General features: G+C 35.2%; 15 protein-coding genes. 8 read left to right on the top strand and 7 right to left on the bottom strand.

The window, feature by feature from the left end:
* Positions 1-20: 20 nt before the first annotated feature.
* The 7 genes from SUDEN_RS09815 to pstC form a co-directional block, all read right to left on the bottom strand.
* Entirely contained in the window at positions 21-443 is a 423-nt protein-coding gene (locus tag SUDEN_RS09815; protein WP_011373505.1) for a hypothetical protein, read from the bottom strand.
* Positions 444-582: 139 nt separating this feature from the next.
* A complete protein-coding gene (leuA, locus tag SUDEN_RS09810; RefSeq protein WP_011373504.1) occupies positions 583-2,241 on the bottom strand; it encodes a 2-isopropylmalate synthase in 1,659 nt (552 codons plus the stop codon).
* A gap of 145 nt (positions 2,242-2,386) precedes the next feature.
* Positions 2,387-3,817, bottom strand: a complete 1,431-nt coding sequence (glnA, locus tag SUDEN_RS09805) for a type I glutamate--ammonia ligase (RefSeq protein WP_011373503.1) — start codon at positions 3,815-3,817, stop codon at positions 2,387-2,389.
* An 82-nt stretch (positions 3,818-3,899) separates the two neighbouring features.
* Positions 3,900-4,571: a phosphate signaling complex PhoU family protein gene (locus SUDEN_RS09800; RefSeq protein ID WP_011373502.1), complete on the bottom strand. Its 672-nt coding sequence runs from the start codon at positions 4,569-4,571 to the stop codon at positions 3,900-3,902.
* A gap of 45 nt (positions 4,572-4,616) precedes the next feature.
* A complete protein-coding gene (gene pstB, locus SUDEN_RS09795) occupies positions 4,617-5,402 on the bottom strand; it encodes a phosphate ABC transporter ATP-binding protein PstB (RefSeq protein ID WP_011373501.1) in 786 nt (261 codons plus the stop codon).
* Positions 5,402-6,247, bottom strand: a complete 846-nt coding sequence (gene pstA / locus SUDEN_RS09790) for a phosphate ABC transporter permease PstA (protein ID WP_011373500.1) — start codon at positions 6,245-6,247, stop codon at positions 5,402-5,404. Before pstA ends, pstB begins: the two co-directional genes overlap by 1 nt.
* Positions 6,247-7,104: a phosphate ABC transporter permease subunit PstC gene (pstC, locus tag SUDEN_RS09785; RefSeq protein ID WP_011373499.1), complete on the bottom strand. Its 858-nt coding sequence runs from the start codon at positions 7,102-7,104 to the stop codon at positions 6,247-6,249. The genes pstA and pstC overlap by 1 nt, the downstream gene beginning before the upstream one ends.
* A 107-nt stretch (positions 7,105-7,211) precedes the next feature.
* Here pstC and ppk2 point away from each other — a divergent pair, with 107 nt between their 5' ends.
* From ppk2 to SUDEN_RS09745, 8 genes are all read left to right on the top strand, one after another.
* The gene (ppk2, locus tag SUDEN_RS09780) at positions 7,212-8,066 is read left to right on the top strand and encodes a polyphosphate kinase 2 (RefSeq protein ID WP_011373498.1); all 855 of its coding nucleotides are present in this window, start codon (positions 7,212-7,214) and stop codon (positions 8,064-8,066) included.
* Between the two features lie 64 nt (positions 8,067-8,130).
* Positions 8,131-9,135, top strand: a complete 1,005-nt coding sequence (gene pstS / locus SUDEN_RS09775) for a phosphate ABC transporter substrate-binding protein PstS (RefSeq protein WP_011373497.1) — start codon at positions 8,131-8,133, stop codon at positions 9,133-9,135.
* 183 nt (positions 9,136-9,318) lie between these two features.
* Positions 9,319-10,509, top strand: a complete 1,191-nt coding sequence (locus tag SUDEN_RS09770) for a hypothetical protein (protein WP_011373496.1) — start codon at positions 9,319-9,321, stop codon at positions 10,507-10,509.
* Positions 10,510-10,606: 97 nt separating this feature from the next.
* Positions 10,607-12,034 carry a PAS domain-containing sensor histidine kinase gene (locus SUDEN_RS09765; protein ID WP_011373495.1) on the top strand — a complete coding sequence of 476 codons (1,428 nt, stop codon included), beginning with the start codon at positions 10,607-10,609 and terminating at the stop codon, positions 12,032-12,034.
* A 1-nt stretch (position 12,035) separates the two neighbouring features.
* Positions 12,036-12,707, top strand: a complete 672-nt coding sequence (locus tag SUDEN_RS09760; RefSeq protein WP_011373494.1) for a response regulator transcription factor — start codon at positions 12,036-12,038, stop codon at positions 12,705-12,707.
* Between the two features lie 106 nt (positions 12,708-12,813).
* Entirely contained in the window at positions 12,814-14,004 is a 1,191-nt protein-coding gene (locus SUDEN_RS09755; protein ID WP_011373493.1) for an NAD(P)/FAD-dependent oxidoreductase, read from the top strand.
* 9 nt (positions 14,005-14,013) lie between these two features.
* Positions 14,014-14,367 (top strand): DUF1641 domain-containing protein, encoded by a 354-nt coding sequence (locus tag SUDEN_RS09750; protein ID WP_011373492.1) that lies wholly within the window; start codon positions 14,014-14,016, stop codon positions 14,365-14,367.
* Positions 14,368-14,616: 249 nt separating this feature from the next.
* Positions 14,617-15,537, top strand: coding sequence for a branched-chain amino acid transaminase (locus tag SUDEN_RS09745; RefSeq protein WP_011373491.1), 921 nt, complete (start codon positions 14,617-14,619; stop codon positions 15,535-15,537).
* The last annotated feature ends 25 nt before the right edge of the window (positions 15,538-15,562 follow it).

The following is a 15,562-nucleotide window of genomic DNA, read 5'->3' as shown; positions in this document are numbered from 1 at the left end:
CTCTTTGTGGATTTTATATCTTAGTATTCGTCACGTACAATATTATGACATCTAAAGCAAGCATGCTCTATGTAAGTGTATGCTCTTTGAGCCTCTTCTCTACGAACTTGACCTGATTGGTTATGTTTATTTTCAATTGCATCTAAGATAATCTGAACATTGTGGCTGATAATTTGTGCGCTCATTACAGCCTCATTTGCTTTGTTCTTTTTCTTCTCAGGAAGCATTGAAGAGAACTTCTCTTTATTTCCTAGTAAATCTTGTGCATGCTTTGCAAAACGCTTAACAGACTCTTCCACACCAGTTTGGTCACTTGAGATGAATGCTCTTTGAACTTCACTAAGCTCTGCATTTAAAAGCAACATATTTGATTTTAATTCATAAGCAGAGAGTGATGAAAACAGTAGTGTTACTAAACCAATTGCAACTATTTTTTTTGACATAATAAAACCTTTTTTTTGTAGTAATTAATTGTAGCATAATGTCTTTTGATTAATAGTGATATTAAGGATAAATTTTTTAAATTTTATATTATTATATTTAAAAAAATGCAAAGAAGAGAGTTCTTCTTTGCTTAGTGGGTTAGATAAAAGCTCTGTTTAGTGCGCAAAATAGAGCTTTTACTGAAGCTGTTGCTATATCATTGTCAGCTCCAACACCAAAACAAGATAGAGTCTTAGGGGTCTCTATCTCTATATATGCTATCGCTTTTGCAGAACTTTTGTTGCCAAATGAGTGTTCAAAGTATGAGTTTATAGAAAAACTGTTTCTATAATCTTTCATTAAAGCGTCTCTACAAGCATCCACTGGACCGTTACCCTCTCCGTTTGAGACTATCTCAGTGCCATTAAGGATATAGGTAAGTGTACATTTTGAGATACCTTTTAGCGATGAGACTGTAAAATCAACCAAAGAGATATGCTCTTTTATGTTAAAGTAGTTCTCGTTAAATATCTCAAATATCTCCTCAGAGCTTAACTCTTGACCTTTTTTATCACTTACATCTTGAACTAATTTTCCCATCTCTGGATGCATCGTTTTTGGAAGTTGGTATCCAAAATTTTTCTCTAATATATAAGCAACTCCGCCTTTTCCAGATTGTGAATTGATACGGATGATGCTCTCATAGCTTCGCCCCACATCATCTGGGTCAATAGGAAGATATGGAACTTCCCAATGTGAAGCTGGATTTGATTTTCTATGAGCTAAACCTTTATTGATCGCATCTTGATGAGAGCCAGAAAATGCCGTATATACAAGCTCTCCAACGTATGGATGACGAACATGAGTCTCTATCTCCGTGCATCTCTCAACTACATCTAAAACCTCATTTACGTTAGAAAAATCAAGTTTAGAATCAATACCTTGAGTTGTCATATTAAGAGCAAGAGTTATAATATCAACATTTCCTGTTCTCTCTCCATTGCTCAAAAGTGTTCCCTCAACTCTGTCTGCACCTGCTAAAAGTGCTAACTCGGTAGCTGCTATACTTGTCCCTCTGTCGTTGTGAGTGTGAGTTGAAATGATTACATTTTCTCTATTGTCCAAATGTCTGCTCATCCACTCAATCTGATCTGCGTAGATATTTGGTGTTGCCATCTCTACTGTTGCTGGAAGATTTATGATAACTTTTCTGCTATCACTAATCCCCCATCTTTTTGTTACCGCATTTGCTATCTTTGCGGCATACTCTAATTCAGTTCCCGTAAAACTCTCAGGAGAGTACTCTAAAAATATCTCTCCATCATGAGATTTTTCATATTTTTTAACAAGGTCAACACCCTCTAGCGCAAGAGTAATTATCTCATCTTTAGATTTTTGAAATACCATTTTTCTTTGAGCACTCGAAGTTGAGTTGTATAGATGAATAGTCGCTTTTTTAACACCACGAAGTGCTTCAAAAGTTCTCTCTATCAAATGCTCTCTAGCTTGAACTAATACTTGAATAGTTACGTCATCAGGGATAAGTTTGTCATCTACTAGGCGGCGTAAAAAGTCAAATTCAACTTTTGAAGCAGATGGAAAACCAACTTCAATCTCCTTAAATCCAATTTTGAGTAAGAGTGCAAATAGTGAAAGTTTTTTATTCATGTCCATTGGGTTGATAAGTGCTTGATTACCATCACGCAAATCTACACTACACCATTTTGGAGCTTCTGTTATGCTGTTGTTTGGCCAAGTTCTGTCTGGCAAATCTATCTTTGGATAGGGACGATATTTCCCTTGTGGAATATTTTTCATAATAAACCTTCATAAAATTTGAATTTCAATAATGCACTCTTATATACAGTTATTGTGATGTGAATTATAGCAAAATTGTGGTTAGCTGATTATTTTAAAAGAGAGTAAAACCTCGCAAAAAGCGAGGATAAAGGTTTGAAATGTGTTAACAGCTATAAGTTGTTTTGAACTCATAAGCAGTTGGACGGCTCTCATCAGGCCAGATTTGTCTCTCAAACATGTAGTGCTGATAATCATCAATAAATGTTTTTGAAAACACAGGTCTTAAAAATTCGTTATCTGCTATAAGTGCTTCTGTTGCTTCACGTAGAGTATGAGGCATTTGAGGAATCCCTTTTTCACGAATCTCATCTAAACTTAGTTCAAATAAATCTTCATCCATTGGTCCAACAGGAACAGTTTTATTTTTGATACCATCAAGTCCAGCCATCATTAGAGCAGAAAATGCTAAGTAAGGGCAAGCAGTAGAGTCTGGAAATCTCATCTCAATGCGAGTAGTTTTTTCTCCTGCACCATAAGGGATACGGCAAGATGCAGAGCGGTTTTGCATTGAATAGGTAAGAATCGAAGGTGCTTCAAATCCTGGGATAAGTCTCTTATATGAGTTAGTAGATGGGTTTGTAATAGAAGCTAGAGCTTTTGCATGTCTAAAAATACCGCCTACATAGTTAAGAGCCATCTCTGAGAGATTAGCATAATTTCCCTCTTTGTAGAAAAGATTTTTTCCATCCTTCCAAAGAGATTGGTGAACATGCATACCATTTCCATTATCACCAAAAAGAGGTTTTGGCATAAAAGTTGCAGTTTTGCCATTTAAGTGGGCTACCATTTTTACAACATATTTTAATTTTTGAACATTATCAGCAGCTCCAATCATATCAGAGAAAACTATGCCAATTTCACCCTGACCTTGCGCTACTTCATGGTGACCTAAAATTACTTCAAGTCCAACTTGCTCTAACACATCCATCATCTCAGCTCTTAAATCAACCTGAGTATCGATTGGAGCAACTGGGAAGTACCCACCTTTTACACCGCCACGATGTCCGCTGTTGTAGCCATCTGGGTAGTGAGTGTTAGAGTTCCAGTCACCCTCTTCAGTATCGATTTTATATCCTGCTTCATTTATGTTGTCTATGACTCTTACATCATCAAAAACAAAAAATTCATTCTCAGGACCAAAATATGCAGCATCAGCAATACCAAGAGATTCTGCATGTTTTAGAGTAGCTTTTGCGATTGAGCGAGGACATTTTTCATACATCTGACCTTTGTAGATGTCATAAACATCACAAAAAATTATAATGGTAGGATCAGCTGTAAAAGGATCTAAAAAAGCAGTAGGAACATCAGCTTTTAAAATCATATCTGACTTGTTTATTGGTTGCCATTTGTCTATGGAAGAGCCATCAAACGGGAAACCATTTGTTAAATTATCTTCGTTTATAGCACTTGCTCTATAAGTAACATGGTGCCATGTACCTTTTAAGTCAGTAAATCTTAAATCTACATATTTAACATCATTTTCTTGGCAAAAAGAAAAAAATTCTTCTATGGAATTTACAAATTTTCCCATCTGTTTCTCCTAAGTTTTAATAAGTGAAGTATATCTCAAAATATATAGAAAATGTAATTTTAATTGTCTAAATTTTAGGCAATCACTGAAAAAATTTAATCTCTCCGCCCAATTTTGCGTACATCATAAGGTTGGCAATATTTACTGATCTGTCACAGGATCTCTCTAGTTTTCTTAAACTGCCAAGCACTTTTACATACTCAATTGAGAGCTCTTTTTCATCAATTATTTTATTTAATATCTCTTTTTCAAGCACAGAAAAAAGATCATCATTCATACTCTCTTCAACAAGAACTTTTCTGTAATTATCCTCATAATTGCACTCTTGAATATTTGTAAAACACTCTAAAATATATTTAAGTGCATTTATACTGCTTTTATGAAGCAGTAAGATACTAGGCTTGAATGGCTCAATAGTACATCCGCTCTTTGAGTGTTCGCTCATTCTGCGTGCATATTTTTTTACTCCTCCTCCAATGCTTATAAGCTCATTTGTCATTTTTAAAAATGTTATTAAAAAGCGGAGTTCATTAGCTTCAGGTCCAAAAAGTGCAAATGTTTTTATTACTTCATTGTCAATCTCATCGCCTATTAATCCTATCTTTGCTAACAATGTTTCAACTTCTTTGAATTTATTTGCATCATCACTCTTAAATGCCTCCAATGACAGTTCATCAGCAGCTATGATATCTTTTAAAAGAAGTGATAGTTTATCTTTTATAAAGTTTATTCTTTCATGATATTTTGTTCCCATCTGTTTATCCTTTTTATATTTTTTATGCGGTTTTAGTTCTATTTTTCAACCAAATTTTCCAGTTATATACTCTTCTGTTAATTTCTCTTTAGGTGTTACAAATATCTCTTCTGTTTTGCCAAGTTCAATTAGCTCTCCAAGGTACATAAATCCAGTGTAGTCACTAACTCTGGCAGCTTGTTGCATATTGTGCGTAACAATTATGATAGAGACTCTCTCTCTTAGTTCAACGATAAGTTCTTCAATCCCGCCTGTTGAGATAGGATCAAGTGCGGAGGTTGGCTCATCAAAGAGTAGAACTTCTGGCTCAACAGCGACGGCTCTGGCTATGCAGAGTCTTTGTTGCTGACCACCAGACAAGCCATTTGCATCATGTTTTAGCCTATCTTTTACTTCATTCCAAATAGCTGCATCTTTGAGCGCTTTTTCAACTCTGCCACTAAGTTCAGTTCTGTTTTTTATACCCTGAAGTTTTAGTCCATAAGCAACATTATCAAAGATACTCATTGGAAAAGCGGTCGGTTTTTGAAAAATCATCCCTATTTGAATTCTAAGTTTTATCAAATCCTCTTTTGATGTTAAAATATTTCTATCTTTAAAAGTAATTTCGCCTGAATATTTGTTGTTTGGATATAAATCATGCATACGGTTAAAACTTCTAAGAAGAGTTGTTTTTCCACATCCTGATGGTCCAATAAGAGCAGTTATGTTATGTTTTGCCACAGGCATAGATAGTTTTTTTACACTTGGTACATCTGCTTTCGCATAGGTAAATTCAAAGTTTTTAACTTCAAGTGCTTTTTTTTTATTTATTTCAATTATTGTTGCCATTAATGTTTGCCTCTCTTTTTGAGTAAAAATAGTCTTCCTAAAATATTTAGTGTTAAGATGAACATGCTAAGTATAAAAGCAGCTGCCCAGCCAAGTTGTTGCCAATCTTCATAAGGACTTGAGGCATAGTTGTACATAGTTACGGTAAGTGATGCCATAGGTTGCATCATGTCTGTATTTAAAAAATTATCATTAAAAGATGTAAAAAGAAGCGGAGCAGTCTCTCCTGCTACACGTGCTACTCCAAGTAAAATTCCTGTTAAAATACCAGCTTTTGCCCCACGATAAACAACTTGAATAATTACTTTGTACTTAGGCGCACCAAGCGCAAATGCGGCTTCTCTTAGTGTTGATGGAACAAGTTGAAGCATATCATCTGTTGTTCTTAGGATAATAGGTAGCATTATGATTGTCAGAGCTATTGAACCTGCCCAACCGCTAAAGTGTCCCATTGGAGTTACAACTACCGCATAAACAAAAGCACCAATAACAATCGAAGGTGCAGACATCATAATATCTGAGATATCACGTACTACCTCTGCTATTTTTGATTTTTGACTATATTCACTAAGGTATGTACCAGCCAATATTCCAAGCGGAACACCAAAAATAGAAGCGTAACCAACGAGATAAAGCTGTCCTATAAGTGCATGTTTTAAACCGCCTTGATCATTTCCAGGAGGGGCACCTTCATTTAAAAAGATATTTGCACTCAGTGCATCAATACCATTGATAACAAGAACGCTTAAAATCCAAAATAAAAAGCCCATTCCAATAATAGCACAGAGCGTAGAGAGCGTCATTACTGCTTTATTTATTATGATTCTTTTTTGAGTGTATGTCATTATAGAGCCTTTCTTCTGCGTAAAAAGTAGAACTTAGCTATGGAAATAATTGTAAAGCTAACCACTAAAAGAAGTAAAGAGAGTTCAAAAAGAGATGAGTAGTAAAGAGTGCTATTGGCCTCTGCGAACTCATTTGCAAGTGTTACAGGAATTGATGTTGCTGGTTGTGTCAAATCTGTTGAGATTTTATGGACGTTGCCCATAACAAATGTTACAGCCATTGTTTCGCCAATAGCACGACCAAGAGCCAATATAAATGAGCCGATAATTCCAGCCTTTGCGTAAGGAATGATAATATCTTTAACAACATTCCATTTGGTTGAGCCAAGAGCATAAGCAGACTCTTTTAAAATATCTGGAGTTGTGTTCATTGCATCACGAGTAACAGCTGCCATAAAAGGTAAAATCATAATGCTAAGAACAATACCAGCACTCAGCATGCTGATTCCGATTCCGCCAAATATATCACGAATAATAGGCACAAAGTAAAAAAGTCCCCACATACCATAGACAACAGATGGAATAGCAGCGAGAAGTTCTATCGATACGCCAACTGTAGCTTTAAGCTTTGCGTGAGCTATCTCACTTAGAAAAATTGCAACACCAATAGCGATGGGTACAGCTAAAATCATTGCTAAAAAAGTGGATACAACTGAACCGTAAATAGCAGGAAGAGCACCAAATTTTTCTAAGTTTGGTGCCCATTTATCCTCTGTAATAAAAAGAAAACCAAATGCTTTTATCGATTCTAGAGAGTATTCAAAAAGTATAGTAAATATCCAAGCAACAAGCAATAAGATACTAAAAGCGATAAGTTTTGTTATGTTTGCAAAAAATTTATCTATAAAAATACTCAAGCAGTTTACCCCTTTATAAAATAAGTGCTGAATTTTATGTTTCTTTGATTACAAAAAGATTACAAAAGTAAGATTTTTTTTATATACTTCTTTAAAAGGAGTTATTTATGAGAGAAAAATCTAAAACAAAAATAGAAAAAAAAGAAAATAAAAAAGATGAGAAGATAAAGATTTGGGTAAAGAAAGAGACACTGCTTTATGAGAAGGAGTTGGAAAAACTTCAAATTGAACTGCTTAAATTTCAAAATCATGTAAAAGAGAATGGACTTAAAGTTCTTATGATTTTTGAGGGGCGTGATGCTGCTGGAAAGGGCGGTACGATTAAGAGAATAACTGAGCATCTAAATCCAAGAGGTGCTAGAGTTGTAGCACTTACAAAACCAAGTGATCAAGAACGAACACAGTGGTATTTTCAAAGATACGCAGCAAATTTGCCAAGTGCTGGAGAGATAGTTCTTTTTGATAGAAGTTGGTACAACAGAGCTATGGTTGAGCCTGTTATGGGATTTTGTAGCGAGAGGGAGCATCATAAGTTTTTAAAAGACGCACCACAGTTTGAGAAGATGATAGTAGAAGAGGATATAAAAATATTTAAATTCTATTTTTCAGTAACAAAAGAGGAGCAAAAAAGAAGATTTGCACAAAGAGAGCAAGATCCTCTTAAGCAGTACAAATTATCTGATGTTGATTTAAAAGCTCAAGATTTATGGGATGAGTATGCTCTTGCAAAGTACATGATGTTAAGCGCAACACACACAGAGACCGCTCCATGGACAGTTGTAAAAAGTGACAATAAGAAAAAAGCTAGAATCAATACAATCAAGCATATTTTAAACTTTGTTGATTATCCAAATAAGATAGATAATACTCAAATAGAGGTAGATAGAGATATTATAGTATATGGCAGAGATGAAGCAATAGCCATGGAGAGTAAATTTAAGTTTTCGCCAAAGAACAAGTAGTAGCTGTAATCATCTTGTAATAAGGAGCCATTATAATTTCTTAAACATTCAAAAAGGAAAACAAATGTTAAAGAAATTAGCTTTAGTTACTTTGGTTGCAGCAGCATCAATTAGTTCTTCATTTGCGTCGGATAAGATAAACGGTGCAGGTGCCTCGTTTCCTGCTCCTCTATATTATGATTGGGCATATAACTATAAAAAAGATACAACAAATCTTGTAAATTATCAGTCAATAGGTTCAGGCGGAGGAATCAAGCAAATCGCAAAAAGAGTTGTTGAGTTTGGTGCATCTGATGAAGCTCTAAGCACGTTAGCACTTGCAAAGGATAACCTATTTCAGTTTCCAGCAGTGATTGGTTCAATCGTAGTTGCATTTAACGTAGATGGAGTTGCTGATGAAACTCTTAAGCTTAGCAATGAAGTTGTAGCAGATATTTTTGCAGGAAAAATTACAATGTGGAATGATAAAGCTATCGCAGTGGATAATCAAGGGCTTAATCTTCCAAATCAAAAAATCATAGTTGTACACCGTTCGGATGGAAGCGGAACAACTTTTAACTTTACGTATTATCTGACACAAAGTTCTAAAAATTGGAAAGAGAGTTTCGGAACAGGTAAGACGATTGACTGGGCTACTGGAATAGGCGCAAAAGGCAATGAAGGTGTAGCAAGTTTGCTTAAGCAGACTCCTTACTCAATCGGATACATAGAAAATGCTTATAAAGAGAAAAATAACCTAAGTGCGGCTATTTTAAAAACTGCTAATGGAAAATGGGTAAAAGCAACAGAAGAGAACTTCAAAGCTGCTGCAAAATATGCTACTTGGACAAAAGCGGAGCACTTTTACTCTGTTTTAGCACTGCAGCAAGGTGATACATCTTACCCAATCGTTGCGGCTACATTCATACTTCTTCCTAGAGAAGGCGGCGATATGAATAAAAAGGTAATAGCTTTTTATGATTACGCATTTAAAAACGGTGACGAATCAGCTAAAAAGTTAGGTTATATTCCTCTTCCTGAGGAGACTAAAAATATGATTAAAGAGTATTGGACAACTAATATAAAATAACCAGCTACATGTAGTGTTGTAACAATTTTTCTCTCCTAAGAAAATCTCCTACAAGCCACACTATCTTCTCAAATAGTGTGGCTTATTTTCGTTTTAAAATCTTTTTATTTTCTTGCAAAGATTGTAATGTTTTCGTAATCTAATAATTTTATAATTTCCATACAAAAAATAAGGGATTTAAAAATGAAAAAAATTGTTTTATCAACTATAGCTGCTTTAGCGGTTAGTGCAACTAGCTTAAGTGCTTCACAGCAGTTTTATGTAGATGACAAAGGTCAAGTTTTCACAACATCTGCTGCAGATCGCATTGCTATAAAAAATGACGAGACTTCAGTTTTTGCAAAAAGCTCAAAGTTAGAGTTTAGCGGTACTCACTATTTAGGTTTTATCAATAAAAATATGAAAAGCGGAGATACGACTAATAATTTTGAAATGCGTAGAAACTATGTTCAAGTAAAAGCTTATGTTATGGATGATCCAAAGAGCTACGTGCGTGTAACATTAGATGGGACTTACTCAAACTCAACAGCTAACTCAGGTGGACATGCTGATGTTTTTGTTAAGTATGCTTACCTTTATTTAAATGATATTTTACCTTATACAGGTGTTGAATTTGGTATGGCTCACCGTCCTTGGATTGACTATGAAGAGCACCAAGGTTGGTGGATGCGTTCTATCTCTAAAGTATTCGTAGAGGCTGATGAAGCAGCACATCTTACTAATTCGGCAGATTTGGGTGTTAATTTTAAAACAAAAACTCCTTACTTTACATCTGAACTTGGTATATTTAACGGCGAAGGTTATCACGGTACTAACGATAGCTCGGGTGCTAATGATGAGGAGTTAGGTGATGGTGTATCTGCTGAGTGGAGATTAACTGCTGCCCTACTTGGTAACGGCGATAAAAAGAGAAAACCGTTAAAAGACAGCTATTTTGATGCATCATTTTTTGGTCAATACAACATGGATAACTCTCATAATGCCAACTCATTAGGTAAGTCTGAGAATTATAAATTTTATGGTTTGCATACAGTTTATAACAACCCGTCATTCTTAATTTCAGCTCAGTATGTAACTTCTGATAACGATCTTGCAAATGACAGCAACTGGAATGGACAAGGTTACTCAGTAAACGGTACTTATCGTTTTGGCGAGAAAAAACAGTTCTCCGCTTTTGCTCGTTATGATGAGTGGGAAAATGAAAATACAACAACGGGTGTAGTTGCTTCAACTGAAGAGAATGCTATTTACGGTGTTGCATGGCAACAAAACAGAAACTTTAAATGGTTGCTTTCAGGTCAATCATATAACATTGAGGAGAGTAACTCTAAAGACTGGGATTCTGTAATGCTTACTGCTGAGGTTCATTGGTAGGATATAAACATTAATAGATATAAGCCCACTGAGGGCTTTATATCTCAACAATAATTCTACATGTAAATGTTTTAATGAATTTTAGCTACTATATAAAATGATGAAAAAATTAGATATTTTAAAAAATATGCCAAAATCAATTGTTCTAAAGAGTGATGGAAAGGTGGTTCTTGGTGTTTATGGTGGAAAAAAGAGTTTAAAAAAATTAAAATATCAAAAGCTAAAAGATATCTTTGATGCAAAGGCTTACAAGAGAGTTAAAAAACTTAAGAAAAAAAAGTCTAAGAGCTGCAATATTAGCTGGGATGGACGAGAGTATGAGGTTTATTTTAACTCTAATATCTTTTACTTTTACGATATTACATCCTACTTTGAAGTTGAATCAAAACTAAAACAGAGTTTGGGCGAACTTACTTCTAAAAAAGAGGAGCTTCAAGCAGTTTTTGATCTTGCTGCAAACGGAATTTCTATCCTAGATAGAAATGGAATGTTTTTATATGCGAACAAGTTCTTTCAAAATATGATGGAGTACACGATGGAGGAGTTATATAGCCACTCATGTATCTCTCTCTCATCTGCTGAGTACGCAGCTCCATCAAAAACTGCAGTTGAAAAAGCGATAGAGTTTGGAAGTTTTGAGAAGTTTAAAAAAGTTTGTGTTACAAAGTCTGGCATCCATATAAACGCTAGTATGTCTTTGGCATATCTGCAAAGCAGAGATGAAATTATCATGATAACTTCAGATATTACAGAAGATATTATGTACCAAGACAAACTAAAAAAACAAGTTGAGATAGAAGTCGCAAAAAGAACCCAGCAACATGAGATAATGTGTCATCAGTCAAGACTAGCTGCTATGGGCGAGATGATAGATTCTATTGCCCACCAATGGAGGCAACCGCTAAATAGCCTTGGCATCATAGTCCAAGGGCTAAGACATATCTCAAGCCAGAAAAATATAGATGTTAAGTTTTTAAAAGAGATAGAAGCAGAAATGATGCAAAAACTAAACTACATGTCCCAAACCATTGATGACTTTAGTGTCTTCTTTAGGATAACTAAGCAAAAAGAGAGTTTTAACCTTTTACAAAGCATAGAAGATGCCATAAGACTTATAGAGATACAACTGAAAAACTATACTATTGCTATAGAGATAACAAAAGATGAGAGCTTAGATTTGAGCATTTTAGGTTTTGCAAATGAGTTTAGGCAAGTTATATTAAATATGATAAATAATGCAATGATGGCGATAGTCTCAAGAAGTGTGCAAAATGGCAAAATAGGGATACTCATAAAAAGAGTAAAAGAGAATTTTCAAATAGAGATAGTTGATAATGGTGGAGGAATCTCTAAAGAGGATATGCCAAAGATATTTAATCCATACTTTACAACAAAAGATAAAGGAAGCGGAATAGGGCTTTATATGTCAAAAGTGATTATAGAGAGCCACATGAATGGACTCTTGAGGGTCAAAAACACTAAAGATGGTGCGAAGTTTACTATTATGCTAAAAAAAGGTTATTAAGATGCAAGCCATACATAAAAAACTACACTCCCTTACTCTTTTGATTGCAGAAGATGATGAGAGCACTCTAAAGTGGCTTAGTCGTGTTTTGTCCATCTATTTCAAAGAGGTTAGAGTTGCAAAAGATGCCATGGAGGCTTTAGAGCTTTTTGAACAAACTCCATCTGATGTTATCATCTCAGATATCCAGATGCCACAAGTCGATGGTTTGCATCTTCTGCAAAAGATATCACTACTCTCTCCAAGTACCACGAGAGTTGTCATGACAGCTTACAATACCCCAGAGTACATTAACAGAGCGGTAGAGTCAAATGTTGATTTTTATCTTAAGAAGCCAATAGATATAGATGAATTTTTAGTCGCAATAGCTTCAAGTAGAGCTAAAGTAGATGAGCAGGTGTTTTTTTTAAATGAGGGCTACATGTATGACTACAAACAGAAGTTAGTAAAAAAAGATGAGCAGAGTATAAAACTAACAAAAAAAGAGGTTTTGCTTCTTGAACTTTTGTTAAAAAACAGAAAATCTATAGTTAGTATAGAGCAGATTGAACATAGCGTTTGGGAGGAGAGTGTTAGTGATGATGCTATTAGAATGGTGGTAGTAGGTATCCGAAAAAAACTCTATCAAGGTGTTATAGAAAATGTTAAAGGGCTTGGATATAGAGTAGAGTAGCTTGCATAATTTCAGCAGATAAAACCTTATGCAAATCTTATACATCCCTTATACTAAACTTCTTATTTTAAGTTAGCATTCATAATAGCTAAAATAAGGAGAGAGTATGAAGAAAAAAATTCTTATAGTCGGTGGCGGAACTGCTGGAACTATGACTGCAAATAATCTTGCAAAAAAACTTATGCCAGAGATTGATAGAGGTGAGATAGAAATTACACTGATTTCTAACTCTAAAAATCACTACTATAGACCAGGTGCTATGTATGTTGCTTTTGGAAAATCAGAAGGATATGAGTTTGTAAGAGACCAGCGTTCACTGCTTATGAGCGAGATAAACTTTGAGATACAAGAAGCTACAGAGATAGATACAAAGAACAACTTTGTAAAAGCAAAAAGCGGTAAAAAATTTGAGTATGATTTTTTAGTTTTAGCTACTGGCTGTGAAGCGGCTCCAGATAGAATTCCTGGACTTAGTGAGGGCGGAGACTGGTTTTATACTTATGAGGGTGCTACAAAGTTAGCAAAAAAGTTTCATAACATTACAAAGGGAAGAGTTCTTGTTACAGTAAATTTTCCAAAAACTCCAAACATTCCACATCAGTGTGGTATAGCGCCTGTTGAGACAACCATCATGTTGCATGATTTTTTAACACAAAGAGGTGTAAGAGAGAATATTGAGATACTCTATACTTACCCAACTCATGCGCAAAGTGTAACAAATGGGCTTTTTCTTCAAGAGCCAACTTCAAAAGTTTTACCTGCTGTATTTGATGGTGCAGGAATAAAACATAGAACAGGTTTTACGTTGAGTAAAGTTGATGCCAAGAAGAAGATAGCTTATTCAGCGGAGGGAGAAGAGATTGAGTTTGATATACTCATGTCAACACCACCTTTTATAGCTACAAAATTTATAAGAGAATCAGGTCTCTCGCAAGCATTAGATAATGAGGGTTGGCTTCCAACAGATAAAAAAACTCTAAAGGTAAAAGGGTTGAGTAATGTTTACACACTAGGAGATGTTGTTGACTTGCCCGTATCAAAAGCTGGTGGAACGATACATAATCAAACAGATGTAGTAGCAGATAATATCGCATCAGAACTTCGTCATGGTTACCCAACAGAGAACTATGACGGACTAGTTATTGCCATCGCTCAAATGGGGTTATCTTGCGGTATGCCTCTTTGGTACAACTATGAAGAGGATGTTCAACCAACACCTTGTAGTAAACTAGGTAGCTTTGTGAGAAAAGGCTTTAATAAAGGCATCTACTGGGCAGCAGCTCGTGGTATGGTATAGGAGAAAAAGATGAGCGAAAAAGTGGAAGTTTTAAAAACAAAAGAGATGCAAGAGCTAGAAGCAAAGATGACTATGCTAATCCAAACAGGACGCATAGACAATCTTATAGACCTAATGGCAGTTATTTCAGACAACATAGAGATGACAACACAACCAATGGTTGAGAAGATGATAGGAACAGTTGATAACTTAGCTACGGCTGGATTTATAACAGAAAATGCAGTTCGTTTTGCAAAAAGAGAGAGTGCAAACAATCCAGTGCCTACTCTTTTTGGTATATTAAAGTTGATGAAAGATGAAGAGACAAGAAAGGGGTTGGCCTTTATGCTAAACCTTACTAAGGGAATCGGCAAACAATTATAGTTTTGTTGTTTTATCAGGTTTAGCCCTCCTAATAATGATAGCAATAAACTTAACTGCTTCACATTTTTATATAGAGATAAAGCCATTAGAGCTTTATCTCTCAATGAATAATTTTTATATCAATTTTTTACATGTAAATAACTCTTTTTCCTTCCTTATAAAGTGACACTTCCCAAGGATTAATACAACATAAACATCATTTTAGATAAAATAGCGACAATTTTTATGTAGTAATTATTGGAGAAGCAGATGGATGCAGCTAAGTATATTTGGATGAATGGAAAGTTTGTTAGTTGGGATGATGCAAAGGTACATGTACTCTCTCATACACTACACTATGGTAATGGCGTAATTGAAGGCACTAAGGCATATAAAACCCAAAAAGGTTACGCTATTTTTCGCCTAAATGACCATACAAAAAGATTAAAAGAGTCTGCAAAGATGACTATTATGGAAATTCCTTACTCAGTTGAGGAGCTTAACAAGGCACAAATAGAACTAGTTGCAAAAAATGAGTTTAAGGGCGATAATGTATATCTTCGTCCATTTGCATTTTTAGGTTATGGTGTTATGGGTGTTTACCATAAACACGCACCAGTTGAAACTGTTGTTGCAGCTTGGGAGTGGGGCGCTTATCTTGGTGAAGAGGGTATGAAAAAAGGGATAAAACTTAAAATCGTATCTATGAGCAGACCAGCAAACACTTCAAATATGGGTAAAGCAAAGGCAGTTGCAAACTACTTAAATTCTCAAATGGCTAAGTATGAAGCTATAGACTGTGGATATGAAGAAGCGCTTTTGCTTGATGATCAAGGCTATGTTGCAGAAGCTTCGGGGGCTAGTTTTTTTATGGTAAAGAATGGAGTTTTAATTACTCCTCCAAACGACAACTCACTAGAATCAATTACTCAAAAAACAGTGATTGAGTTAGCGACTGATATGGGCATCAAAGTTGAGCGTCGCCGTCTCTCAAGGGAGGATGTTTACGTTGCAGATGAGGCATTTTTAACTGGAACTGCTGCTGAGATTACTCCTGTTCGTCATGTTGATGGCAGAGATATAGGATGTGGCGCAAGAGGCGAGATGACAGAAAAACTTCAAAGTAAATATTTTGACGTTGTATTTGGCAGAGATAAAAAATATGAGCACTACTTAACATACGTAAACTAAAAAATTAAGGAATTAAAACATGAAG

Source organism: Sulfurimonas denitrificans DSM 1251 (genome assembly GCF_000012965.1).
GTDB lineage: Bacteria > Campylobacterota > Campylobacteria > Campylobacterales > Sulfurimonadaceae > Sulfurimonas > Sulfurimonas denitrificans.
The sequence above is the reverse complement of the archived record's forward strand: the minus strand, read 5'-3'. Positions and strand labels throughout refer to the sequence as shown.

Excerpts from the sequence above, each read along its gene's own strand:
- pstB (WP_011373501.1), bottom strand. The coding sequence starts at position 5,402 with ATGGCAACAATAATTGAAATAAATAAAAAAAAAGCACTTGAAGTTAAA.
- pstA (WP_011373500.1), bottom strand. The coding sequence starts at position 6,247 with ATGACATACACTCAAAAAAGAATCATAATAAATAAAGCAGTAATGACG.
- SUDEN_RS09745 (WP_011373491.1), top strand. The coding sequence starts at position 14,617 with ATGGATGCAGCTAAGTATATTTGGATGAATGGAAAGTTTGTTAGTTGG.
- SUDEN_RS09750 (WP_011373492.1), top strand. The coding sequence starts at position 14,014 with ATGAGCGAAAAAGTGGAAGTTTTAAAAACAAAAGAGATGCAAGAGCTA.
- pstS (WP_011373497.1), top strand. The coding sequence starts at position 8,131 with ATGTTAAAGAAATTAGCTTTAGTTACTTTGGTTGCAGCAGCATCAATT.
- SUDEN_RS09765 (WP_011373495.1), top strand. The coding sequence starts at position 10,607 with ATGATGAAAAAATTAGATATTTTAAAAAATATGCCAAAATCAATTGTT.
- SUDEN_RS09755 (WP_011373493.1), top strand. The coding sequence starts at position 12,814 with ATGAAGAAAAAAATTCTTATAGTCGGTGGCGGAACTGCTGGAACTATG.
- ppk2 (WP_011373498.1), top strand. The coding sequence starts at position 7,212 with ATGAGAGAAAAATCTAAAACAAAAATAGAAAAAAAAGAAAATAAAAAA.
- SUDEN_RS09760 (WP_011373494.1), top strand. The coding sequence starts at position 12,036 with ATGCAAGCCATACATAAAAAACTACACTCCCTTACTCTTTTGATTGCA.
- SUDEN_RS09815 (WP_011373505.1), bottom strand. The coding sequence starts at position 443 with ATGTCAAAAAAAATAGTTGCAATTGGTTTAGTAACACTACTGTTTTCA.
- SUDEN_RS09770 (WP_011373496.1), top strand. The coding sequence starts at position 9,319 with ATGAAAAAAATTGTTTTATCAACTATAGCTGCTTTAGCGGTTAGTGCA.
- glnA (WP_011373503.1), bottom strand. The coding sequence starts at position 3,817 with ATGGGAAAATTTGTAAATTCCATAGAAGAATTTTTTTCTTTTTGCCAA.
- leuA (WP_011373504.1), bottom strand. The coding sequence starts at position 2,241 with ATGAAAAATATTCCACAAGGGAAATATCGTCCCTATCCAAAGATAGAT.
- SUDEN_RS09800 (WP_011373502.1), bottom strand. The coding sequence starts at position 4,571 with ATGGGAACAAAATATCATGAAAGAATAAACTTTATAAAAGATAAACTA.